Origin of the sequence: Streptomyces sp. NPDC005808, from assembly GCF_042871385.1 — a bacterium.
Classification (GTDB): domain Bacteria; phylum Actinomycetota; class Actinomycetes; order Streptomycetales; family Streptomycetaceae; genus Streptomyces.
The window spans coordinates 270,844-293,674 of record NZ_JBIAIK010000008.1; the positions used below are offsets into that span (position 1 = coordinate 270,844).

The 22,831-nt window shown below is 66.9% G+C and carries 20 protein-coding genes; 11 read left to right on the forward strand and 9 right to left on the reverse strand.

Annotated elements, in window-relative coordinates; translation table 11 throughout:
* The first annotated feature begins 28 nt into the window (after positions 1 to 28).
* From sigM to trxA, 4 genes are all read left to right on the forward strand, one after another.
* Positions 29 to 745: an RNA polymerase sigma factor SigM gene (sigM, locus tag ACFYPC_RS20150; protein WP_388677815.1), complete on the forward strand. Its 717-nt coding sequence runs from the start codon at positions 29 to 31 to the stop codon at positions 743 to 745.
* A complete protein-coding gene (locus tag ACFYPC_RS20155) occupies positions 742 to 1,680 on the forward strand; it encodes a hypothetical protein (RefSeq protein ID WP_388677818.1) in 939 nt (312 codons plus the stop codon). The genes sigM and ACFYPC_RS20155 overlap by 4 nt, the downstream gene beginning before the upstream one ends.
* 184 nt (positions 1,681 to 1,864) lie before the next feature.
* Positions 1,865 to 2,830: a thioredoxin-disulfide reductase gene (gene trxB, locus ACFYPC_RS20160; protein ID WP_388677821.1), complete on the forward strand. Its 966-nt coding sequence runs from the start codon at positions 1,865 to 1,867 to the stop codon at positions 2,828 to 2,830.
* A 42-nt stretch (positions 2,831 to 2,872) separates the two neighbouring features.
* Complete coding sequence (gene trxA, locus ACFYPC_RS20165; protein ID WP_266829638.1) at positions 2,873 to 3,205, forward strand: thioredoxin; 333 nt, start codon at positions 2,873 to 2,875, stop codon at positions 3,203 to 3,205.
* Positions 3,206 to 3,325: 120 nt separating this feature from the next.
* Here the strand turns inward: trxA and ACFYPC_RS20170 are convergent, their stop codons facing one another.
* From ACFYPC_RS20170 to rpmH, 9 genes are all read right to left on the reverse strand, one after another.
* A complete protein-coding gene (locus tag ACFYPC_RS20170; protein WP_388677825.1) occupies positions 3,326 to 3,943 on the reverse strand; it encodes a GNAT family N-acetyltransferase in 618 nt (205 codons plus the stop codon).
* Between the two features lie 327 nt (positions 3,944 to 4,270).
* Positions 4,271 to 5,365 (reverse strand): ParB/RepB/Spo0J family partition protein, encoded by a 1,095-nt coding sequence (locus tag ACFYPC_RS20175; protein WP_388677828.1) that lies wholly within the window; start codon positions 5,363 to 5,365, stop codon positions 4,271 to 4,273.
* Complete coding sequence (locus ACFYPC_RS20180; RefSeq protein WP_385731073.1) at positions 5,362 to 6,435, reverse strand: ParA family protein; 1,074 nt, start codon at positions 6,433 to 6,435, stop codon at positions 5,362 to 5,364. The genes ACFYPC_RS20175 and ACFYPC_RS20180 overlap by 4 nt, the downstream gene beginning before the upstream one ends.
* 341 nt (positions 6,436 to 6,776) lie before the next feature.
* Complete coding sequence (gene rsmG / locus ACFYPC_RS20185) at positions 6,777 to 7,493, reverse strand: 16S rRNA (guanine(527)-N(7))-methyltransferase RsmG (RefSeq protein WP_388677831.1); 717 nt, start codon at positions 7,491 to 7,493, stop codon at positions 6,777 to 6,779.
* Positions 7,494 to 7,670: 177 nt separating this feature from the next.
* A complete protein-coding gene (locus ACFYPC_RS20190; protein WP_384391072.1) occupies positions 7,671 to 8,180 on the reverse strand; it encodes a protein jag in 510 nt (169 codons plus the stop codon).
* Positions 8,181 to 8,195: 15 nt separating this feature from the next.
* A complete protein-coding gene (gene yidC / locus ACFYPC_RS20195) occupies positions 8,196 to 9,479 on the reverse strand; it encodes a membrane protein insertase YidC (protein WP_388677834.1) in 1,284 nt (427 codons plus the stop codon).
* A 3-nt stretch (positions 9,480 to 9,482) separates the two neighbouring features.
* The gene (yidD, locus tag ACFYPC_RS20200; RefSeq protein ID WP_388677837.1) at positions 9,483 to 9,848 is read right to left on the reverse strand and encodes a membrane protein insertion efficiency factor YidD; all 366 of its coding nucleotides are present in this window, start codon (positions 9,846 to 9,848) and stop codon (positions 9,483 to 9,485) included.
* Positions 9,845 to 10,216 carry a ribonuclease P protein component gene (gene rnpA, locus ACFYPC_RS20205; protein ID WP_388677840.1) on the reverse strand — a complete coding sequence of 124 codons (372 nt, stop codon included), beginning with the start codon at positions 10,214 to 10,216 and terminating at the stop codon, positions 9,845 to 9,847. The genes yidD and rnpA overlap by 4 nt, the downstream gene beginning before the upstream one ends.
* Before the next feature lie 21 nt (positions 10,217 to 10,237).
* Positions 10,238 to 10,375 (reverse strand): 50S ribosomal protein L34, encoded by a 138-nt coding sequence (rpmH, locus tag ACFYPC_RS20210; protein ID WP_003967884.1) that lies wholly within the window; start codon positions 10,373 to 10,375, stop codon positions 10,238 to 10,240.
* A gap of 420 nt (positions 10,376 to 10,795) precedes the next feature.
* Here rpmH and dnaA point away from each other — a divergent pair, with 420 nt between their 5' ends.
* The 7 genes from dnaA to gyrA all read left to right on the forward strand — a co-directional run bounded on the left by dnaA (position 10,796) and on the right by gyrA (position 22,819).
* Positions 10,796 to 12,787, forward strand: coding sequence for a chromosomal replication initiator protein DnaA (dnaA, locus tag ACFYPC_RS20215; RefSeq protein WP_388677842.1), 1,992 nt, complete (start codon positions 10,796 to 10,798; stop codon positions 12,785 to 12,787).
* 1,057 nt (positions 12,788 to 13,844) lie between these two features.
* Complete coding sequence (gene dnaN, locus ACFYPC_RS20220; protein ID WP_363107060.1) at positions 13,845 to 14,975, forward strand: DNA polymerase III subunit beta; 1,131 nt, start codon at positions 13,845 to 13,847, stop codon at positions 14,973 to 14,975.
* A gap of 183 nt (positions 14,976 to 15,158) precedes the next feature.
* A complete protein-coding gene (gene gnd, locus ACFYPC_RS20225; protein WP_388677845.1) occupies positions 15,159 to 16,034 on the forward strand; it encodes a phosphogluconate dehydrogenase (NAD(+)-dependent, decarboxylating) in 876 nt (291 codons plus the stop codon).
* Between the two features lie 63 nt (positions 16,035 to 16,097).
* Entirely contained in the window at positions 16,098 to 17,222 is a 1,125-nt protein-coding gene (recF, locus tag ACFYPC_RS20230; RefSeq protein WP_388677847.1) for a DNA replication/repair protein RecF, read from the forward strand.
* Positions 17,219 to 17,770, forward strand: a complete 552-nt coding sequence (locus tag ACFYPC_RS20235; protein WP_388677850.1) for a DUF721 domain-containing protein — start codon at positions 17,219 to 17,221, stop codon at positions 17,768 to 17,770. The genes recF and ACFYPC_RS20235 overlap by 4 nt, the downstream gene beginning before the upstream one ends.
* A gap of 330 nt (positions 17,771 to 18,100) precedes the next feature.
* Positions 18,101 to 20,185, forward strand: coding sequence for a DNA topoisomerase (ATP-hydrolyzing) subunit B (gene gyrB, locus ACFYPC_RS20240; RefSeq protein WP_388677853.1), 2,085 nt, complete (start codon positions 18,101 to 18,103; stop codon positions 20,183 to 20,185).
* A gap of 42 nt (positions 20,186 to 20,227) precedes the next feature.
* Positions 20,228 to 22,819 carry a DNA gyrase subunit A gene (gyrA, locus tag ACFYPC_RS20245; RefSeq protein ID WP_388677856.1) on the forward strand — a complete coding sequence of 864 codons (2,592 nt, stop codon included), beginning with the start codon at positions 20,228 to 20,230 and terminating at the stop codon, positions 22,817 to 22,819.
* The last annotated feature ends 12 nt before the right edge of the window (positions 22,820 to 22,831 follow it).

Consider the following 22,831-nt stretch of genomic DNA (forward strand, 5'->3'; position numbering starts at 1 on the left):
GCTCGTCGACAAGGGGGAAGGGGGTCCGATGGCCGATGAAACCGCATACGGCGAAGCAAGCGATCAGGACCTCCTCGCCCGCCATGTCGGAGGCGACCCCGATGCCTTCGGTGAGCTTGTGCGGCGTCACCGCGACCGACTCTGGGCGGTGGCCCTGCGGACGCTGGGAGACCGCGAGGAGGCCGCTGACGCGGTCCAGGACGCCTTGGTCTCCGCCTACCGAGCCGCCCACACCTTCCGCGGCCAGTCAGCCGTCACGACCTGGCTGCACCGCATCACGGTGAACGCCTGCCTGGACCGCGCCCGCAAGGCCGCTTCCAGAAAGACCTCTCCCGTCGATGACACCGAACGCCTGGAGCAGCTCCTCGAACCGCACGAGTCCGCCTCGGCTCCGGCGGAGCGTAACGATCTGCATCGAGAGCTCGTCGAAGCTCTGGCCACCCTTCCGCCCGACCAGCGCGCTGCCCTGGTGCTGGTGGACATGCAGGGTTACCCCGTCGCGGAGGCCGCCCGCGTTCTCGACGTGCCGATCGGCACGGTGAAGAGCCGCTGCGCACGTGGTAGAGCGAGACTCCTCCCGTTGCTCACCCATCTCCGTACGCAGAACGAGAGCAGCGCGGGCGACAAGAGGTTGGGGAGCGGACGGAACCGGACGCAGGGGACATCCGTCCCACCCGCAGCGGGACCACACGATGCGGGGCCAAGCGATTCAGCTGCCGTGAAGGGCGGAGGTGGGAAAGCGTGACATCCACGACGGATACGGCCGGGCACCCGGACGTCGCAGAGATCTCCGACCTCACCGAAGGTCTCCTCGCTCCCTCCCGCGTCGCGGACGTACAACGGCACCTCGACACCTGCCAGCTCTGCACTGACGTGTACGACTCCCTTGAGGAGATCCGGGGCCTGCTCGGTTCCCTCCCCGGCCCGGCGCGTATGCCCTCCGATGTGGTTGGCCGCATCGATGCCGCCCTGGCAGCGGAAGCTCTGCTGAGTACCACGGCACTCGGTGGTGACGGGTCCGCGAAGGACGACCGCGCGGTTTCACGTGAAACATCGACCGCTGGCGTGCTCCTTGCATCTCCCGGCTCAGGAGCTTCCGCAGACCGCCCCTCGGGACCTCGTGCGGCCACCGGCCCCGGACGCGCCCACCGACTACGCCATGGACGTGGCAGGGTGGCCTTGATCGGCACGGCTTTCACGGCTGCCGCTCTGGGACTGGGCGCGATTCTCCTGCAGACGACCGGCAACGACAGCACGGGCAAGAGTTCTCAGGCCGAAGCGACGGAGTCGGGTTCGGCGGTCACCTTCTCCGAAGGAACGTTGGAGAACCAGGTCACTGAGCTCCTTGCGAAGGAAAAGGGTGCAGGTGCCCCCTCCGTAGACGGAGGCTCCTTGGGCATCGGATCTCATGACACCGATTCCGAGTCCCCCGGAGTCGGCACGTTCTTCACGCCCTCCGTGACCGTCCCTCAATGTGTCCAGGCAGCGACGGACAACAGCGGAGCAGTTCTCGCCGCCGAGTCGGGCACCTACAAGGGCACCAGCGTCTATCTCGTCGTACAGCCTGACGCGTCCGACAGCGCGAAGGTCGCGGCTTATATCGTCGACGCCGCGTGTGTGAAGCAGGACTCGGCATCCCCGGGAAAGCTCTTGCTGACGCAGTCGTACACCCATTCCTGAAGGGTTCGGAGCCGAACGAGTCCTTGCCCAGGCGCCGCATGGTCTGTCTCTGCGATCTCAGGACTCCGTGTGCCCGGACACAGCGGGAATGCTGGCCCCTTAGGATCCGTTGGGTGGGGTGTGAGTCCTGAGAGAGGCTCCCACCTGCAGTACGCAGCAGTCTCCAGAGACGAGGAATCAAGCCGTGACCGACGTCCGTAACGTGATCATCATCGGCTCCGGGCCCGCCGGCTACACGGCAGCGCTGTACACCGCACGCGCGTCGCTGAAGCCCCTGGTGTTCGAGGGCGCCGTCACCGCAGGCGGTGCGCTGATGAACACCACCGAGGTGGAGAACTTCCCCGGCTTCCAGGACGGCATCATGGGCCCGGAGCTCATGGACAACATGCGCGCCCAGGCCGAGCGCTTCGGTGCCGAGCTCGTTCCGGACGACGTCGTCGCTGTCGACCTGACAGGCGAGATCAAGACCGTCACGGACACCGCCGGAACCGTCCACCGCGCCAAGGCAGTCATCATCACGACGGGCTCGCAGCACCGCAAGCTCGGCCTGCCCAACGAGGACGCACTCTCCGGGCGTGGTGTCTCCTGGTGTGCCACCTGTGACGGCTTCTTCTTCAAGGACCACGACATCGCAGTGATCGGTGGCGGCGACACCGCGATGGAGGAAGCCACCTTCCTCTCCCGCTTCGCCAAGTCCGTGACGATCGTCCACCGCCGTGACACGCTCCGCGCGTCCAAGGCGATGCAGGAGCGGGCCTTCGCCGACCCGAAGATCAAGTTCATCTGGGACAGCGAGATCGCTGAGATCGAGGGCGACCCGAAGCTCTCCGGTCTCAAGCTGCGCAACCTCAAGACGGGCGAGATCGCCGATCTGCCGGTGACCGGACTGTTCATCGCGATCGGCCACGACCCGCGCACCGAGCTCTTCAAGGGCCAGCTCGACCTTGACGAGGAGGGCTACCTGCAGGTCGAGGCGCCCTCGACCCGGACGAACCTGACCGGCGTCTTCGGCGCTGGTGACGTCGTCGACCACACGTACCGGCAGGCAATCACGGCCGCCGGCACCGGCTGCTCCGCCGCCCTCGACGCAGAGCGCTACCTCGCCGCCCTCGCGGACAACGAGGCTGCCACCGCGGCTGCCACTGCCTGATCCCCATCCGCCCCACCGCACCAACGAGTTAAGGAGCCCGCCGTGGCCGGCACACTCAAGAACGTGACCGACGACTCATTCGAGCAGGACGTCCTCAAGAGCGACAAGCCCGTCCTGGTGGACTTCTGGGCCGCCTGGTGCGGTCCGTGCCGCCAGATCGCGCCGTCGCTCGAGGCGATCGCCGCCGAGTACGGCGACAAGATCGAGGTCGTCAAGCTCAACATCGACGAGAACCCGGGGATCGCCGCTAAGTACGGCGTCATGTCGATCCCGACCCTGAACGTCTACCAGGGTGGCGAGGTCGCCAAGACCATCGTCGGTGCGAAGCCGAAGGCTGCGATCGTGCGTGACCTCGAAGACTTCATCGCCGAATAATCGGTGAGCCGCGGCGCGAGCGGCGCATGTTTCACGTGAAACACGAGTGGGCCGGCCCCGGAGGGCTGGCCCACTCGTGTTTGCTAGGTCGGAGCGGCCCCTGCAGGGCACGAGCGCCGGCTACAGGGGGCGGAGCGCCGGTTCCTTCTGTACGGCGCCCAGAAGGCGGTCCAGGGCCAGCTCCACGTCTTCCTTCCACGAAAGCGTCGTCCGCAGTTCCAGCCTCAGCCGCGGATGGGCGGGGTGCGGACGGACCGTCTTGAAGCCAACGGCCAGCAGATGATCGGCGGGCAGCACACAGGCCGGCTCCTTCCACCGGGCGTCACCGAAGGCCTCGATCGCCTTGAAGCCCCGACGCAGCAGATCCTTGGCGACCGTCTGGACCATCACCCGGCCGAGTCCCTGTCCCTGGTAGCCCGGCACGATAAAGGCGGTCATCAGCTGAACCGCATCCGGTGACACCGGGCTCGTGGGGAACGCCGTCGCGCGGGGGACATAGGCCGGGGGCGCGTAGAGCACGAACCCCACTGGAACCTCGTCCACGTAGACAACACGGCCGCAGGATCCCCACTCCAGCAGGACGGCGGAAATCCAGGCCTCCTTCTCCAGCTCAGGTGTGCCTGCTTCTACCGCGGCCTGCCCACTGACTGGGTCCAGCTCCCAGAAGACGCACGAGCGACAGCGTTTGGGAAGGTCCGGAAGGTTGTCCAGCGTGAGCGGTACGAGCCGTCGCCCCATGAAGGATGTTCCTCGCTTCCTTCGCCCGCGAGGTCGCGGGCGGCTGCCAGAGCGCTCCGCTCCCTGAGCAGGCTGCCGACGAACCCGCCGACCGCCCCCAGTCCCAGGCCTGCGGTCAACAGTCCGGTACGGGTCATGGATTGCACGGCCCCCGCCTCCCCAAGAAGGTGCTGCCAGGTGGATGCGCCATACCCGAACGCATCGTATCGACGATGCGATTCCATCGATACCGTCAGAAAGCAAAAGAGCGGGCCGTCTCCGGTACACACCGGACACGGCCCCCTCAGATGGTTCCGACGATCAGGGGCCCTCGCGCCACCGGGCGACTCAGGCCTCCGTGTCCTCGGAGTCGTCGTCCAGGAGACTCTTCTGAAGTACCGGTCCTTCGCCTGGTGCGAGGGAGCCGAGGATGCGCTCAAGGTCGTCCATCGAAGCGAACTCGACGGTGATCTTGCCTTTCTTCTGTCCCAGGTCGACCTTTACTCGCGTCTCGAAACGGTCCGAGAGACGCGACGCCAAGTCGCTGAGCGCCGGGGAGAGCAGCGCGCCGGCCCGCGGCCCCTTGGAGCGTGGAGCGGTCTGCGGCCTCGACCCCATGAGGGTGACGATCTCCTCGACGGCCCGCACGGAGAGCCCCTCGGCGACGATCCGGTGGGCCAGCCTGTCCTGCTCCTCCGAGTCGTCCACAGAGAGCAGCGCCCGTGCATGTCCGGCGGAGAGGACCCCGGCGGCAACACGGCGCTGAACCGCGGGCGAGAGCTTCAGCAGACGCAGGGTGTTGGAGACCTGCGGACGCGAGCGACCGATGCGGTCCGCCAACTGGTCGTGCGTGCAGTTGAAGTCCTTGAGCAGCTGGTCATAAGCCGCCGCTTCTTCCAGCGGATTCAGCTGCGCGCGGTGCAGGTTCTCCAGCAGAGCATCCAGGAGGAGCTTGTCGTCCTCCGTGGCCCGCACGATCGCCGGAATGGCCTCAAGCCCGGCCTCCCGGCATGCCCGGAAGCGCCGCTCTCCCATGATGAGTTCGTAGCGCGTCGGACCGACCTGACGCACGACGACCGGCTGGAGAAGCCCGACCTCCTTGATGGAGGTGACGAGCTCGGAAAGAGCATCCTCGTCGAACACCTCGCGGGGCTGACGCGGGTTCGGCGTGATGAAGTCGAGGGGCAGCTCGGCGAAGTGAGCACCCACAGGTGCCGGGAGCGCGTCCAGAACTCCGTTCGCCGAGAGCTCCTCGGTTTCATGTGAAACAGGCGGCAGCATGGCCACCTTCGCCGCAGCCACACCGCGCTCCGCTGTGAGCACTGGCACCGCCGATGGAGAGGTGGACGGTCCGCCCGCCGCGGAAGCCGCCTTCTCCCCTGTCGGTGCCGCAGGGATCAAGGCACCGAGTCCACGCCCCAGTCCCCGTCGTCGCTCGCTCACTGGATCCCCTCCACCATGTTCTGACCGTTCTGTACGCCCACGTGGGCAGGTTCCGCCTCATACGCCACACCGACTCCGCGGAGGGCGATTTCCCGAGCTGCCTCAAGATACGAGAGGGCACCGCTCGATCCCGGATCGTACGTCAGCACCGTCTGCCCATAGCTCGGCGCCTCGGAGATACGAACCGAGCGAGGAATGCTCGTCCGCAGCACCTCCTCGCCGAAGTGACTGCGTACCTCGTCCGCGACCTGCGACGCCAGACGCGTCCGACCGTCGTACATGGTGAGCAGGATCGTCGAGACATGGAGGTCGGGGTTGAGATGCCCCCGTACCAGGTCCACATTGCGCAGGAGCTGCCCCAGGCCTTCCAGCGCGTAGTACTCGCACTGGATGGGGATGAGGACCTCCGCGCCGGCCACCAGCGCATTGACTGTCAGGAGGCCGAGCGACGGCGGGCAGTCGATGAGGATGTAGTCCAGCGGCTGCTCGTATGCCTGGATCGCTCGTTCCAGTCGGCTCTCCCGTGCCACCAGGGACACCAGCTCGATCTCCGCTCCTGCGAGATCGATAGTGGCCGGCGCGCAGAAGAGACCCTCGACATCGGGGACCGCCTGGACGACTTCGGAGAGCGGCTTGCTGTCGATCAACACGTCGTAGATCGATGGAACTTCGGCGTGATGGTCGATGCCCAGCGCGGTGGAGGCATTGCCCTGAGGGTCGAGGTCGATCACCAGGACACGACCGCCATGCAGAGCGAGTGAGGCAGCAAGGTTGACCGTGGTGGTGGTCTTACCCACCCCGCCTTTCTGGTTGGCCACGACCATGACCCGGGTCTGTTCGGGCCGTGGCAGGCCCTCACCGGCGCGACCTAGCGCCTCCACTGCCAGTTGGGCAGCACGACCGATGGGAGTGTCGTCCATTGGAGGCGGTGTTTCACGTGAAACATCCTCCCCCATCGACTCGGTACGGGGACCGGGGACCGGATCGGTCATCGGTCCCGCGATGTTGGCGTCGGACCGCAAGGATTCACTCTCCTCGACTTCAGGCTCGCAATGAACAGAGCCTCCCATGCCTTCGGGGTCGTGAACCAGCGAGGCCCGTTCTTCTGTGGAGAAATCCACCTCTGTGGACAACTCCGCACCCTCTCGGAGTGAACCGAGAGGTTTCCGGTCCCGGGATACAGCCGCGGCCCGGCCGCGACTGATGATGCCGTGCAACAGTGAGCGACGTTTCACGTGAAACACGATGCATAGCGATTGCGGCCAACAGGGCGCGACACTCCGAGATGTGTAGGTTTGGCAGCTTGTGTGGAGTACCGCTCGTCGTCAGGACGGATCAGCGATAGTGACAAAAAACTCCCAGCTCCGCATGGCGGAACCGGGAGTCCAACGTCCATTCAGCCCCCTCGGGCTCAGCGTCGACGCCGTGTCCGCCCGATCCGGGCGGCCTTTGCTCGCTTGGCTGCAAAGCGCACACCGCCGGGACTCTCACCGACTTCGACCCGCACGACGGTGGAGAGCGGATCCACCACTCCCTCTCCGACATGGAGCACAGAGGTCTGGGCGGCACCGAGCTTACTGAGCGCGGTTGCGGCGCTCTTCAGCTCCTCCTCAGCGGTGTCGCCCTTGAGGGCGAGCATCTCGCCGTAAGGACGCAGCAGGGGGATGCCCCAGGCAGCCAGGCGGTCCAGAGGTGCCACTGCGCGCGCGGTCACCACGTGAACGGGCGGGAGCTTGCCCATGACCTCCTCTGCACGGCCCCGGACGACCGTCACATGGTCGAGACCCAGCAGTTCCACAACCTCGGTCAGGAAAGTCGTGCGGCGTAGCAGCGGCTCCAGCAATGTGATCTTGAGGTCCTCACGCACGAGCGCCAACGGAATGCCCGGCAGCCCGGCACCCGAGCCGACATCGCACACCGTCACCCCTTCGGGTACGACCTCGGAGAGCACCGCGCAGTTCAGCAGGTGCCGCTCCCACAGTCGGGGCACTTCGCGCGGGCCGATCAGCCCCCGCTGCACTCCTGCCTCGGCCAAGAGCTCCGCGTACCGGACCGCGTCCGCGAAGCGATGACCGAAAACCTCACGCGCCTGCTCGGGCGCGGGAGGAAGCTCCGCTGCCTCCGTCACGGGGACCGTCCTTCCGTACCGCATAAGCGCATTGAGCGCTGATCACCAGGACCATCAGGGACTACCGGCTACTGCCCGGCACCACCAGGGACCTACGGGCACCACCGGGAACTACCAGGCTGACAAGATTCGGCCCCGCCTGCGCAACAGACGGGGCCGATGGAACGTACGAACCGATCAGGCAGGAAGCACGACGACGAAACGCTGGGGCTCCTCGCCCTCGGACTCGCTGCGCAGCCCCGCGGCCTTGACCGCGTCGTGCACGACCTTGCGCTCGAAGGGCGTCATCGGGTTCATCTTGACAGGCTCGCCCGAGCTCTTGACCTCGGCCGCGGCCTTGGCGCCCAGCTCGGAGAGCTCCTCGCGCTTCCTCGCGCGGTAGCCCGCGATGTCCAGCATGAGGCGGCTGCGGTCGCCGGTCTCCCGGTGTACCGCCAGGCGCGTGAGCTCCTGCAGGGCTTCCAGCACCTCGCCGTCCCGGCCGACCAGCTTGTTCAGATCGCGACCGCCGGAGTCGCTGATGATCGAGACAGCGGCGCGGTCGGCCTCGACGTCCATGTCGATGTCGCCGTCGAGATCGGCGATGTCGAGCAGACCCTCAAGGTAGTCCGCCGCGATCTCGCCCTCCTGCTCAAGGCGGCTCAGGGTGTCGCCCTCGGCGGCAGCGGAGGTGGTGCCTTCCGTCACGGGATGGACTCCTTCTTACTTCTTGGACGGGGACTTGGGCCGTTGAGGGCCCTTGCGCTGTCCGGACTGGGCTTTGCTGCGGGTACCGGAGCCGGGCTGCTTGCCGCCCGCGGCCGGCTTGGCGGCGTTGGGCTTGGCGTCCTGCGGCTCGTCGGACTTGCTCAGCGAGGTCTTCGGCTCCGGCTCGTCGGCTGCCTTGGCCGCACCCGCCTGACGCTGGGACTTGGACTGCCGCTTCGGCTGCTGCCTCTTGGGGGCGCCGCCCGCGGTCGTCGGGGTGCCGTCCTCGGCCTCGGTGACGGCTTCACTCACGCCCTTCGCCACGGTGCCGTCGGCCTGGGCCGTCAGGCCCGCCTTCGTCAGAGCGTTGATGAACTTGCGCTCGTGCTCGTTGCGGTCGCGGCCCTTGGCCACGATCGCCTTGACTACGGCCTTCTCACCACGGCCGCGCGTCTTCTCGTGGTGCGTGACGTGCTTCTCCAGGCGCTCCAGGTAAGCGGCCTGGGCCTTGCTGCCCGGCGTCGGGTTGTTCCGGATGACGTACATCTGCTGGCCCATGGTCCACACGTTGGTGGTCAGCCAGTAGACGAGGACACCGACCGGGAAGTTGATGCCGAAGATGGCGAACATGACCGGGAAGACGTACATCAGCATCTTCTGCTGCTGCATGAAGGGCGTCTTGACGGACATGTCGACGTTCTTCGTCATCAGCTGACGCTGCGTGTAGAACTGCGACGCCGACATCAGCACGATCATGATCGCGGTGACGACACGGACATCGGTGAGGGATGCGCCGAGCGCCTCCACCTTCGATGTGCCGTCCGTGAACTTCGCGGCGAGCGGGGCACCGAAGATGTGGGCCTTCTGGGCACTGGCCAGCAGGGAGTCGTTGATCACGCCGATGGTCTTGTTCGACGCGATGCCGTTGAGCACGTGGTAGAGAGCGAAGAAGAACGGGGACTGCGCCAGGATGGGAAGGCACGAGGACAGCGGGTTGGTACCCGAATCCTTGTACAGCTTCATCATCTCTTCGGACTGACGCTGTTTGTCGTTCTTGTAGCGCTCCTGGATCTTCTTCATCTCGGGCTGCAGCGTCTGCATCGCCCGAGTGGCCTTGATCTGCTTCACGAAGAGCGGGATCAGGCAGATGCGGATCAAGATCACCAGGGACACGATGGACAGGCCCCAGGCCCAGCCCGTATCGGCGCCGAAGATCTTGCCGTACACGGAGTGGAACTGGACGATGACCCAGGAGACGGGTGTCGTGATGAAGCTGAACAGACTGGCAATCGTGTCCACTAATCAGGCTCCTTGAGCATGGGACGGGGTCTCGGCGGCCGGGCTCGAGGGGTGGTCGGACATACCGTGCCCCTCGATGGCCGGTTCGGCGGCGGAGGTCCCGCCCTTGCGTGCACGCCAGGCGTTACGCAACATTTCGTGCCACCGCGGACGCCTGCGCGGCGGGACATGGTCCACACCGCCCAGCGACCACGGATTGCACCGGAGGATGCGCCAGGCGGTGAGTGCCGTTCCCTTGATCGCACCATGCCGGTCGATGGCCTGGTAGCCGTAGTGGGAACACGACGGGTAGTACTTGCAGACCGGCCCCAGGAGCGGGCTGATCGTCCACTGGTACAGCTTGATGAGAGCCAGCAGCGGGTACTTCATCGCGCGCCCCCTCCCAGCAGCCGCTGAAGGGCGGCATCCAGGTCTCGGGCCAGCTGTTCATGGTCGGCGTCACCCGCACCGGGCAACGCTCGTACGACTACCAGGCTACCGGTGGGCAGCAGGGCCACTCGGTCACGCATCAGATGGCGAAGCCGGCGCTTCACCTTGTTGCGTACGACAGCTCCGCCCACGGCTTTGCTCACGACGAAACCCGCACGCGTCGGGGGAGCGCTCTCCCCAGGCGCGTGCGGGTCCGGTACACCGCTACGTAGATGGACGACGAGGAGCGGGCGTCCGGCCCGGCGTCCTCGGCGTACCGCGGTCGCGAAGTCCTCGCGCCGCCTCAGCCGATGCTCGGTAGGCAGCACGACGTCATGACCTGTAAGTGATCAGGCGGACAGGCTGGATCGGCCCTTGCCACGACGGTTCGCGAGAATCGCGCGGCCGGCACGGGTGCGCATCCGCAGGCGGAAGCCGTGGGTCTTGGCGCGACGACGGTTGTTCGGCTGGAAGGTGCGCTTGCTCACTCGGGGGCTCCAGAAATAATCGGTGGTGGCGGGATGCCGTCCTGGCTGTCACCGTGCGCCCACGAGTAGCTCGTACACGCCCGAGTGCACCGCTTCCCAATCACTCGAAGTGACCTGTGCCCATCGGAGGCAGGCGGCAGCAGCCATCGACAACTCGACCTGGTCACGGTACGCGCGGCTACGCCATCCGGTCAAACCAGTACCTGCCAGGAGACACTATCCACAGGCTGGGGACAACAACTTGAACCGCAGCGGTCGCCCTGACTACCGTGGCCAGACTCCGATTCGTTCCCTTCTCACCGCCCCAGCGGCTTTGTCCCCACCGCTCCAGCAGCTTTGCTCCCACCGCCCCACCCGAGTGATCTTCCCAACCTGCTCCCAGAACCACACGTTCGTGGGACCCATGAGAGAGCGTGCCCTGTGGCTGACGTACCTGCCGATCTTGCCGCAGTGTGGCCACGAGTAATGGAGCAACTTCTCGGCGAGGGCCGCGGTCAGGGTGTCGAGGCGAAGGACGAGCACTGGATCAAGCGCTGCCAGCCCCTGGCTCTGGTCGCGGACACCGCACTCCTCGCGGTCCCCAACGAGTTCGCGAAGGGCGTACTGGAAGGCCGTCTCGCGCCGATCGTCAGCGAGACCCTGAGCCGCGAGTGCGGCCGCCCGATCCGCATCGCCATCACCGTCGACGACTCCGCCGGCGGACCGCCGGTGCCCGCCCAGCCCCGGTACGAGGAGTCCGAGCCTCCCTCGGGGCAGGGCCAGAGCCAGCCCCGCGACTCGTACGACGGTCAGACCCGCGACGACCGGAGCCCGTACGACAACCAGACGCGCGACGAGCGACCCCCGTACGACAGCCAGGGGCGCGACGAGCGACCCCCCTACGACAGCCAGGCACGCGACGAGCGGAACCCCTACGACAGTCAGCGCCGCGACGGATACGACGGGTACGGCCGCCACCGCGCCGACGACCACAGGTCCGGCCGCTCCGACCAACTCCCCGGGGCCCCCGGTGACCAGCTCCCGAGCGCCCGCCCCGCCTACCCCGACTACCAGCGGCCCGAGCCCGGCGCCTGGCCGCGTCACCAGGACGACTACGGCTGGCAGCAGCAGCGCCTCGGGTTCCCGGAGCGCGACCCATACGCCTCGCCCCCGCAGGACTACCGGCCGCAGTCCATGGACCGCCCGCCTTACGAGCAGCAGCGCCCTGACTACGACCAGCAGCGTTCCGACTACGACCAGCGCCCCGACCGCCGTGATCTTCAGGACCCGAGCGTCGGCAGCGGCCACATGCACCGCGGCGGCCCCTCGCTGCCCTCATCCAGCGGCGCCCCGGGCCCGCTGGCCGCGCAGCCCGCACCGGCGAGTGGTCCGGGCGAGCCCACCGCGCGCCTCAACCCGAAGTACCTCTTCGACACCTTCGTCATCGGCGCCTCGAACCGCTTCGCGCACGCCGCCGCGGTCGCCGTGGCCGAGGCACCGGCGAAGGCATACAACCCGCTCTTCATCTACGGGGAGTCCGGTCTCGGCAAGACGCACCTGCTGCACGCGATCGGGCACTACGCACGCAGCCTCTACCCGGGCACGCGGGTGCGGTACGTGAGCTCGGAGGAGTTCACGAACGAGTTCATCAACTCCATCCGCGACGGCAAGGGCGACAGCTTCCGCAAGCGGTACCGCGAGATGGACATCCTGCTCGTCGACGACATCCAGTTCCTGGCGGACAAGGAGTCGACACAGGAGGAGTTCTTCCACACCTTCAACACGCTCCACAACGCGAACAAGCAGATCGTGCTCTCCAGTGACCGGCCGCCCAAGCAGCTGGTCACCCTCGAGGACCGGCTGCGGAACCGTTTCGAGTGGGGTCTGATCACGGACGTCCAGCCACCCGAGCTGGAGACCCGAATCGCCATCCTTCGTAAGAAGGCGGTGCAGGAACAGCTCAACGCCCCGCCGGAGGTGCTGGAGTTCATCGCGTCCCGCATCTCGCGGAACATCCGCGAGCTGGAGGGCGCGCTGATCCGGGTGACGGCGTTCGCGTCGCTCAACCGGCAACCGGTGGACCTCGGCCTGACGGAGATCGTCCTCAAGGACCTGATCCCCGGCGGCGAGGACTCGTCTCCGGAGATCACCGCGCCGGCCATCATGGCGGCCACCGCCGACTACTTCGGGCTCACGGTGGACGACCTGTGCGGCTCCTCTCGCAGCCGCGTCCTGGTGACGGCACGCCAGATCGCCATGTACCTCTGCCGCGAGCTCACCGACCTCTCACTGCCGAAGATCGGCGCACAGTTCGGCGGCCGCGACCACACGACCGTGATGCACGCCGACCGCAAGATTCGCGCGCTCATGGCCGAGCGCCGCTCCATCTACAACCAGGTCACCGAGCTCACGAACCGCATCAAGAACGGCTGACAGCGACGGCGAAAGAGACCGTCGTACGTCGCTGAGGGCGCCCCGGGACACCTTCCCGAGGGCGCCTTTCGCCGTTTCCGGACCCGTTTCCGGACCCGTTTCCGGACCCGTCCCGGACCGTCCCGGACCGTCCCGGAGGCGCGCCTGCCGAGGTCTTCAGACGTGTACAGACGTCTACGGAGGCCGCCCGGAGCCGTTCTCGTACCCGTGCCGAGGGCCTCGCCGACGTTTTCGTACGCCCACGGAGGGCGCCCTTTCGTCGATCGACGGTCATCCTCTGTTCGATTACGAGCCGGGTTACGGCCACTCTCCACAGATTCGGTGACTTTCCGGCGTCCACACCCTGGGGACTGGGAAGTTGTCCAGATCGTGTCCACAGGCCGCCCTGTTGGAATGTCATCAGACCAGGTCACCCGCTTGTGGATTGGTGGACGAACATTCTCCACAGGCTGTGGACGAAGAAAAGATCCACAGGGTGTGTGCCAAGTTGTCCACCGCCGACCCACAGGCGGGGCCGAGTTGTCCCCAGCGATCTCCAGCTTCTCCACACCTCTGTCCACTGTTCGGCAACCCGACGCGCCCTCTCACCGTGTCGAGTGAAAGGCATCACACCAGGGTGTCCGGTTGCCCTGTGGGGAACGTGGGCAAATCTGGGGACGGCGCTGGGGAGAAGTGACCTCCGCCTGTGCATCGAGTGTGCAGAACTTTTCGCCGTCCACAGAAGAGCCTGGTTTTCCACCGCTCCCACCCACAGGGTCAGTGGACAAAAAATCGCCTCTGAGCTGCGGAAACAGGGTTATCCACGGTTTCCACAGGCCCTACTACTAAGACCAACTAGAGAGAGCCTGAGAGTCGATTCGAAGTGGGGGCTGTGCACAACTCCCGCTCGGAGCCTCCGGTGCGGCTCGGCACGACTTGACCCCGAGGGGCACCGACTGTCAGTGCTGTGCGTCAGACTGGTCCCCGGTGTCCTGCCCATCCCTGGGTCGAACGACACCGAGTCAGATGACGAAGGCCAGCAGGGCGAGAGCGCCGGCAACAGACGGAGGCGGCAACGGTGAAGATCCGGGTGGAACGCGACGTACTCGCGGAGGCAGTGGCCTGGGCGGCACGCAGCCTCCCGGCCCGTCCGCCGGCTCCTGTGCTCGCCGGCCTGCTCCTGAAGGCCGAGGAGGGCGCCCTGAGCCTCTCCAGCTTCGACTACGAGGTCTCGGCACGGGTCTCGGTGGACGCCGAGATCGACGAGGAAGGCACGGTGCTCGTCTCCGGCCGCCTGCTCGCCGACATCTGCCGCGCCCTCCCCAACCGGCCGGTGGAGATCTCCACAGACGGTGTACGGGCGAGCGTGGTCTGCGGCTCCTCGCGATTCACACTCCACACCCTCCCTGTGGAGGAGTACCCGGCGCTGCCGCAGATGCCGTCGGCGACCGGCACCGTCCCTGGCGAGGTCTTCGCCTCCGCGGCCGCCCAGGTGGCCATCGCGGCCGGCCGCGACGACACCCTGCCCGTCCTCACCGGCGTCCGCATCGAGATCGAGGGCGACACGGTCACCCTCGCCTCCACCGACCGCTACCGCTTCGCGGTCCGTGAGTTCCTGTGGAAGCCGGAGAACCCCGAGGCGTCCGCGGTGGCCCTGGTGCCCGCCAAGACGCTCCTGGACACCGCCAAGGCCCTTACGAGCGGCGACAGCGTGATCCTGGCGCTGTCCGGCTCCGGTGCCGGCGAGGGCCTGATCGGCTTCGAGGGCGCGGGGCGGCGCACGACCACCCGGCTGCTCGAAGGTGACCTCCCGAAGTACCGCTCGCTGTTCCCGACCGAGTTCAACTCGATCGCCGTCATCGAGACCGCCCCCTTCGTCGAGGCCGTCAAGCGTGTGGCCCTGGTAGCCGAGCGGAACACGCCGGTGCGGCTGAGCTTCGAGCAGGGCGTGCTGATCCTGGAGGCGGGCTCCAGCGACGACGCACAGGCTGTGGAGAGGGTCGACGCCCAGCTGGAGGGTGACGACGTCTCGATCGCCTTCAACCCGACGTTCCTGCTCGACGGCCTGAGCGCCATCGACTCGCCGGTCGCCCAGCTCTCCTTCACGACGTCCACGAAGCCCGCGCTGCTGAGTGGCAAGCCCGCCCTGGACGCCGAGGCGGACGAGGCCTACAAGTACCTGATCATGCCGGTGCGCCTCAGCGGCTGACGCGCGACGGCCGGCCCATCGGCCGCCGAAGTCGCAGGTGGGGCGTACATCTGAGCGGGTGTGCCCACAGGTGTACGTGAGCTCCCCCACTGCCCGAAAGGCGTGGGAGGGACCCCCAGGTTTAGGCTCGGAGGCAGGTACGAGAGTGCCCTCACGCCACGTCGCAAACCTAAGGAACAACTGATGGAGCTCGGTCTCGTCGGCCTCGGCAAGATGGGCGGCAACATGCGCGAGCGGATCCGCCGCGCAGACCACACCGTCGTCGGATACGACCGCAACCCGGACCTCGCCGACGTGAGCAGCCTGGAAGAGCTTGTGAGCAAGCTCGAAGGCCCGCGGGTGGTGTGGGTGATGGTCCCGGCGGGCGCGGCGACGCAGTCCACCATCGACGAGCTGGCCGCGCTTCTGTCGCCCGGTGACGTGGTCGTGGACGGCGGGAACTCCCGCTGGACGGACGACGAGAAGCACGCCGTCGAACTCGGCATCAAGGGCATCGGCTTCGTCGACGCGGGCGTCTCGGGCGGCGTGTGGGGCCTGGACAACGGCTACGCACTGATGGTCGGCGGCGACGCCGGGAACATCGCGAAGGTCCAGCCGGTCTTCGACGCCCTCAAGCCCGAGGGCGACTTCGGCTTCGTCCACGCCGGCAAGGTCGGCGCGGGCCACTTCTCCAAGATGGTCCACAACGGCATCGAGTACGCCATGATGCAGGCCTACGCCGAGGGCTGGGAACTCCTGGAGAAGGTCGACTCCGTCACCGACGTACGCGAAGTCTTCCGCTCCTGGCAGGAAGGCACCGTCATCCGCTCCTGGCTGCTCGACCTCGCCGTCAACGCCCTCGACAAGGACGAGCACCTCGACAAGCTCCGCGGCTTCGCCGAGGACTCCGGCGAGGGCCGCTGGACCGTCGAGGCAGCCATCGACAACTCCGTCCCGCTGCCCGCGATCACCGCCTCACTCTTCGCCCGCTTCGCCTCCCGCCAGGACGACTCACCACAGATGAAGATGGTCGCGGCACTGCGCAACCAGTTCGGCGGCCACGCCGTCGAGAAGAAGTAATCCACAGATCCACAGGCCGAGGGGCCCGCGGATCCACAACCTGGGGGAGGTCGGCGAACGACCATGCACGTCACGCATCTGTCGCTTGCCGACTTCCGTTCCTACGCCCAGGTGGAGGTCCCGCTCGACCCGGGTGTCACCGCGTTCGTGGGCCCCAACGGACAGGGCAAGACGAACCTGGTCGAGGCGGTCGGCTATCTCGCGACCCTCGGCAGCCACCGCGTCTCCTCCGACGCCCCGCTGGTGCGCATGGGTGCCGACCGCGCGATCATCAGGGCCAATGTTCGCCAGGGCGAGCGCCAGCAGCTCATCGAGCTGGAGCTGAATCCTGGCAAGGCGAATCGTGCCCGCATCAACAGGTCGTCGCAGGTCAGACCCCGTGACGTGCTCGGCATCGTACGGACCGTGCTGTTTGCTCCCGAGGATCTCGCCCTGGTCAAGGGTGACCCCGGCGAGCGGCGCCGCTTCCTCGACGAGCTGATCACCGCCCGCTCCCCGCGCATGGCGGGCGTCCGCTCCGACTACGACCGGGTCCTCAGGCAGCGCAACACGCTCCTGAAGTCGGCCGCACTGGCCAGGCGGCACGGCGGCCGCACCATGGACCTGTCCACCCTCGACGTCTGGGACCAGCACCTCGCGCGCGTGGGCGCCGAACTGCTCGCCCAGCGCCTCGACCTGATCTCCGCGATCCAGCCGCTGTCCGACAAGGCGTACGAGCAGCTGGCGCCCGGCGGCGGCCCGATCGCGCTGGAGTACAAGCCCTCCTCGCCCGAAATCGTCGGCCACGCGCGCGAGGAGCTGTACGAGCAGCTGATGGCCGCCCTCCTGGAGGCCCGTAAGCAGGAGATCGAGCGGGGGATCACCCTGGTGGGCCCCCACCGGGACGAACTGCTGCTCAAGCTCGGCCAGCTGCCCGCGAAGGGATATGCGTCACACGGCGAGTCCTGGTCGTACGCGCTGGCGCTGCGTCTGGCCTCGTACGACCTCCTCAGGTCCGAGGGCAACGAGCCGGTGCTGGTTCTGGACGACGTGTTCGCCGAGCTGGACACCCGCAGGAGAGAACGGCTTGCGGAACTCGTCGCTCCGGGCGAGCAGGTGCTGGTGACCGCCGCGGTCGACGACGACGTACCCGGCGTACTGACGGGGACGCGGTACTCCGTGTCCGAGGGCGGGGTGGAGCGCGTATGACGGAGAACACACCCGACCCGGGAGCGGCACCCAAGGTGCCCGAGCCGTCCGGCGTCGACCTCGCGCGGGTGGCCCTGCGCGCCGCGAAGGAACAGGCACGCGCGCGTGGGGATGCCGCTCAGCAGAAGAAGCAGGCACGGCGCGGTGGCGGGCTGCGCTCCGGCGCGCGCGCCGACGGGCGCGACCCCATGGCGCTCGGTGCCGCCATCAACCGGCTGCTCACCGAGCGCGGCTGGGAGAGCCCGGCCGCGGTGGGCGGCGTGATGGGGCGCTGGCCGGAGATCGTCGGCGAGGACCTGGCCAAGCACTGTGTTCCGCTGCGGTACGACGACGATCCGGCCGAGCGGGTGCTGACCGTGCAGTGCGACTCGACCGCCTGGGCGACGCAGTTGCGCCTGCTCGCCCCGGAGTTGGTGAAACGGCTGAATCAGGACCTCGGGCACGGCGCGGTGCGGCTGATCAAGGTGCAGGGTCCCGGAGGTCCCCCCCGCCGCTTCGGTCCCCTGCGTGCCCCCGGGAGCAAGGGCCCCGGCGATACCTACGGGTGATCGGCACAGGCCCGGATCCGTCGGCAACGGTTGACCGGGTGCGGTTGCGAACGCCGACCTGACTCGGCAGTAGCGAAGGGTTGACACCCGGAAGCGCTGAGTGCCGCTGTAAGCCTCTTTGGGCCCGGGTCCGCATATGGGGAGTCGGCCGAGACCGGTTCAGGGCGGCACATGCGGACTCAGGTACCGGCAAACCCCCATCACTGTCGGCGCTACCGGTAGACTGGAAGCTAATCCCGCCCCACTTGTGGGACACACCGAGCAACGCTGACTAGGGCTTACCAACGCAACACGCCGCAGCCGCTCCGGCCACCCGCCGGAGTTTGGCTTGTGCTGTGCCAGAAAGGGCGCTTCGTGGCCGATTCCGGCAACCCCAACGAGAACATCCCGTCCACCGACGCAGGCGTGAACGGCGAGGCAGTCTCCTCGAACGGCGAGGTCCCCGCCTCGTACGACGCCAACGCCATCACCGTCCTCGAGGGTCTGGACGCGGTCCGCAAGCGACCCGGCATGTACATCGGCTCGACCGGTGAGCGCGGCCTGCACCACCTGGTGCAGGAGGTCGTGGACAACTCCGTCGACGAGGCGCTGGCCGGTCATGCGGACACGATCGACGTGACGATCCTGGCCGACGGCGGCGTGCGAGTCATCGACAACGGTCGCGGCATCCCGGTCGGCATCGTCCCGTCCGAGGGCAAGCCCGCCGTCGAGGTCGTGCTGACCGTGCTGCACGCGGGCGGCAAGTTCGGCGGCGGCGGCTACGCGGTCTCCGGCGGTCTGCACGGCGTGGGCGTCTCCGTCGTCAACGCGCTGTCCACGAAGGTCGCCGTCGAGGTCAAGACCGACGGTTACCGCTGGACGCAGGACTACAAGCTGGGCGTCCCCACCGCTCCGCTGGCACGCAACGAAGAGACCGACGAGACCGGCACGACGGTCACCTTCTGGGCCGACCCGGACATTTTCGAGACCACCGACTACTCCTTCGAGACGCTGTCGCGGCGCCTCCAGGAGATGGCGTTCCTCAACAAGGGTTTGACCATCAAACTCACTGATGAGCGCGAGTCGGCGAAGGCCACCGCCGGTGCCGACGAGGCCGGTGCGGACGAGATCGCCGAGGTCAAGACCGTCACGTACCACTACGCGGGCGGCATCGTCGACTTTGTGAAGTACCTGAACTCCCGCAAGGGAGACGTCGTCCACGACACGGTGATCGACATCGAGGCCGAGGACAAGGAGCGCCTGCTCTCCCTCGAGGTCGCGATGCAGTGGAACAGCGGCTACAGCGAGGGTGTGTACTCCTTCGCCAACACCATCCACACGCACGAGGGCGGCACCCACGAAGAGGGCTTCCGGGCCGCTCTGACTGGTCTGATCAACCGGTATGCGCGCGACAAGAAGCTGCTGCGCGAGAAGGACGACAACCTCACGGGAGACGACATCCGCGAGGGTCTGACCGCGATCATCTCGGTCAAGCTCGGTGAGCCGCAGTTCGAGGGCCAGACCAAGACCAAGCTGGGCAACACCGAGGCGAAGACCTTCGTACAGAAGGTCGTGCACGAGCGTCTGACGGACTGGCTGGACCGCAACCCGAACGAGGCTTCGGACATCATCCGCAAGTCCATCCAGGCGGCCACCGCGCGCGTGGCGGCCCGCAAGGCGCGTGACCTCACCCGCCGCAAGGGGCTGCTGGAATCGGCGTCCCTGCCGGGCAAGCTCTCCGACTGCCAGTCGAACGACCCCACCAAGTGCGAGATCTTCATCGTCGAGGGTGACTCCGCCGGTGGCTCGGCCAAGTCCGGCCGCAACCCGCAGTACCAGGCGATCCTTCCGATCCGAGGCAAGATCCTCAACGTCGAGAAGTCGCGGATCGACAAGATCCTGCAGAACCAGGAGATCCAGGCGCTGATCTCGGCCTTCGGTACCGGAGTCCACGAGGATTTCGACATCGAGAAGCTCCGCTATCACAAGATCATTTTGATGGCGGACGCCGACGTCGACGGCCAGCACATCAACACCCTGCTGCTGACGTTCCTGTTCCGCTTCATGCGGCCACTGGTCGAGGCCGGGCACGTGTTCCTCTCGCGTCCGCCGCTCTACAAGATCAAGTGGGGCCGCGAGGACTTCGAGTACGCCTACTCGGACCGTGAGCGCGACGCGCTGATCGAGCTCGGCAAGCAGGCCGGCAAGCGCATCCGCGAGGACTCGGTCCAGCGCTTCAAGGGTCTCGGCGAGATGAACGCCGAGGAGCTGCGCATCACGACCATGGACCAGGAGCACCGCGTCCTCGGCCAGGTCACTCTCGACGACGCCGCCCAGGCCGACGACCTGTTCTCGGTCCTCATGGGCGAGGACGTCGAGGCGCGCCGCGCGTTCATCCAGCGCAACGCCAAGGACGTCCGTTTCCTCGACATCTGAGTCGGTCTCAGCTGACCGCACCAGAAAGGATCTTGACCAGCAATGACCGACGAGAACACTCCCAGTACGCCTGAAGAGGGTGCCATCGCCCAGCGTGTCGAGCCCGTCGGGCTCGAGACCGAGATGCAGCGCTCCTACCTCGACTACGCGATGTCCGTCATCGTGTCGCGCGCGCTGCCCGACGTACGGGACGGTCTCAAGCCTGTCCACCGCCGCGTCCTGTACGCCATGTACGACGGCGGCTACCGGCCCGAGAAGGGCTTCTACAAGTGCGCCCGCGTCGTCGGCGACGTCATGGGCAACTACCACCCGCACGGCGACTCCTCGATCTACGACGCGCTGGTCCGCCTCGCGCAGCCGTGGTCGATGCGGATGCCGCTCGTGGACTCCAACGGCAACTTCGGTTCCCCGGGCAATGACCCGGCCGCCGCCATGCGGTACACCGAGTGCAAGCTGATGCCGCTCTCCATGGAGATGGTCCGTGACATCGACGAAAACACCGTCGACTTCACGGACAACTACGACGGCCGCTCCCAGGAGCCGACCGTCCTGCCGGCCCGCTTCCCGAACCTGCTGATCAACGGCTCGGCGGGCATCGCGGTCGGCATGGCGACGAACATCCCGCCGCACAACCTCCGCGAGGTCGCGGCGGGCGCCCAGTGGTACCTGGAGAACCCCGAGGCTTCCCACGAGGAGCTCCTGGACGCCCTGATCGAGCGCATCAAGGGCCCCGATTTCCCCAGTGGCGCTCTGGTCGTGGGCCGAAAGGGCATCGAGGAGGCGTACCGCACGGGTCGTGGCTCCATCACGATGCGCGCGGTCATCGAGGTCGAGGAGATCCAGAACCGCCAGTGTCTGGTGGTCACCGAACTCCCCTACCAGGTCAACCCGGACAACCTCGCGCAGAAGATCGCCGACCTTGTCAAGGACGGCAAGGTCGGCGGCATCGCCGACGTCCGCGACGAGACGTCCTCGCGCACCGGCCAGCGCCTGGTCATCGTCCTGAAGCGGGACGCGGTCGCCAAGGTCGTACTGAACAACCTCTACAAGCACACCGATCTGCAGTCGAACTTCAGCGCCAACATGCTGGCGCTGGTCGACGGCGTCCCGCGCACGCTGTCGCTCGACGCGTTCATCCGCCACTGGGTGACGCACCAGATCGAGGTCATCGTCCGCCGTACGAAGTTCCGGCTGCGCAAGGCCGAGGAGCGCGCGCACATCCTGCGTGGCCTCCTGAAGGCCCTGGACGCCATCGACGAGGTCATTGCGTTGATCCGGCGCAGCGACACCGTGGAGATCGCGCGTGAGGGCCTGATGGGCCTCCTGGAGATCGACGAGATCCAGGCGAACGCCATCCTTGAGATGCAGCTGCGCCGACTGGCCGCTCTGGAGCGTCAGAAGATCGTCCAGGAGCACGACGAACTCCAGGCGAAGATCACCGAGTACAACGCGATTCTCGCCTCGCCGGTCCGGCAGCGGCAGATCATCAGCGAGGAACTCACCGCGATCGTCGACAAGTTCGGCGACGACCGCCGCTCCAAGCTGATTCCCTTCGACGGCGACATGTCCATGGAGGACCTGATCGCCGAAGAGGACATCGTCGTCACCATCACGCGCGGCGGCTACATCAAGCGCACCAAGACCGAGGACTACCGCTCGCAGAAGCGCGGCGGCAAGGGCGTACGCGGCGCGAAGCTGAAGCAGGACGACATCGTCGACCACTTCTTCGTGTCGACGACGCACCACTGGCTGCTGTTCTTCACCAACAAGGGCCGCGTCTACCGTGCGAAGGCGTACGAGCTTCCGGACGCCGGCCGTGACGCGCGCGGCCAGCACGTCGCCAACCTGCTGGCCTTCCAGCCGGACGAGCAGATCGCGCAGATCCTCGCGGTCCGTGACTATGAAGCGGCGCCCTACCTGATCCTGGCCACCAAGGGAGGCCTGGTGAAGAAGACGCCTCTTAAGGATTACGATTCCCCGCGTTCGGGCGGCGTCATCGCGATCAATCTCCGCGAAACGGAGGACGGTTCCGACGACGAACTGATCGGAGCCGAACTCGTTTCGGCCGAAGATGATCTGCTTCTGATCAGCAAGAAGGCACAGTCGATCAGGTTCACGGCGACGGATGACGCGCTGCGACCGATGGGCCGTGCGACCTCGGGTGTCAAGGGCATGAGTTTCCGCGAGGGCGACCAGCTGCTCTCGATGAATGTTGTTCGACCCGGTACGTTCGTGTTCACTGCCACAGACGGTGGGTACGCGAAGCGGACCAACGTCGACGAATACCGCGTCCAGGGTCGCGGTGGCCTGGGCATCAAGGCCGCCAAGATCGTCGAGGACCGTGGTTCTCTGGTGGGCGCGTTGGTGGTCGAGGAGACCGATGAGATTCTCGCCATCACGCTGTCCGGTGGCGTGATTCGTACGCGAGTCAACGAGGTCAGGGAGACGGGCCGTGACACCATGGGCGTTCAACTGATCAATCTTGGCAAGCGCGATGCCGTTGTCGGTATCGCTCGTAACGCCGAGGCCGGTCGCGAGGCGGAGGAAGTCGACGGCGACGATGCCGTGGACGAGACCGCCGAAGGCGTCGAGGCCGTCGGTACGGAAGAGGGCGAGCCGTCCTCCGCCGAGTAGCGCGAGGAGTGA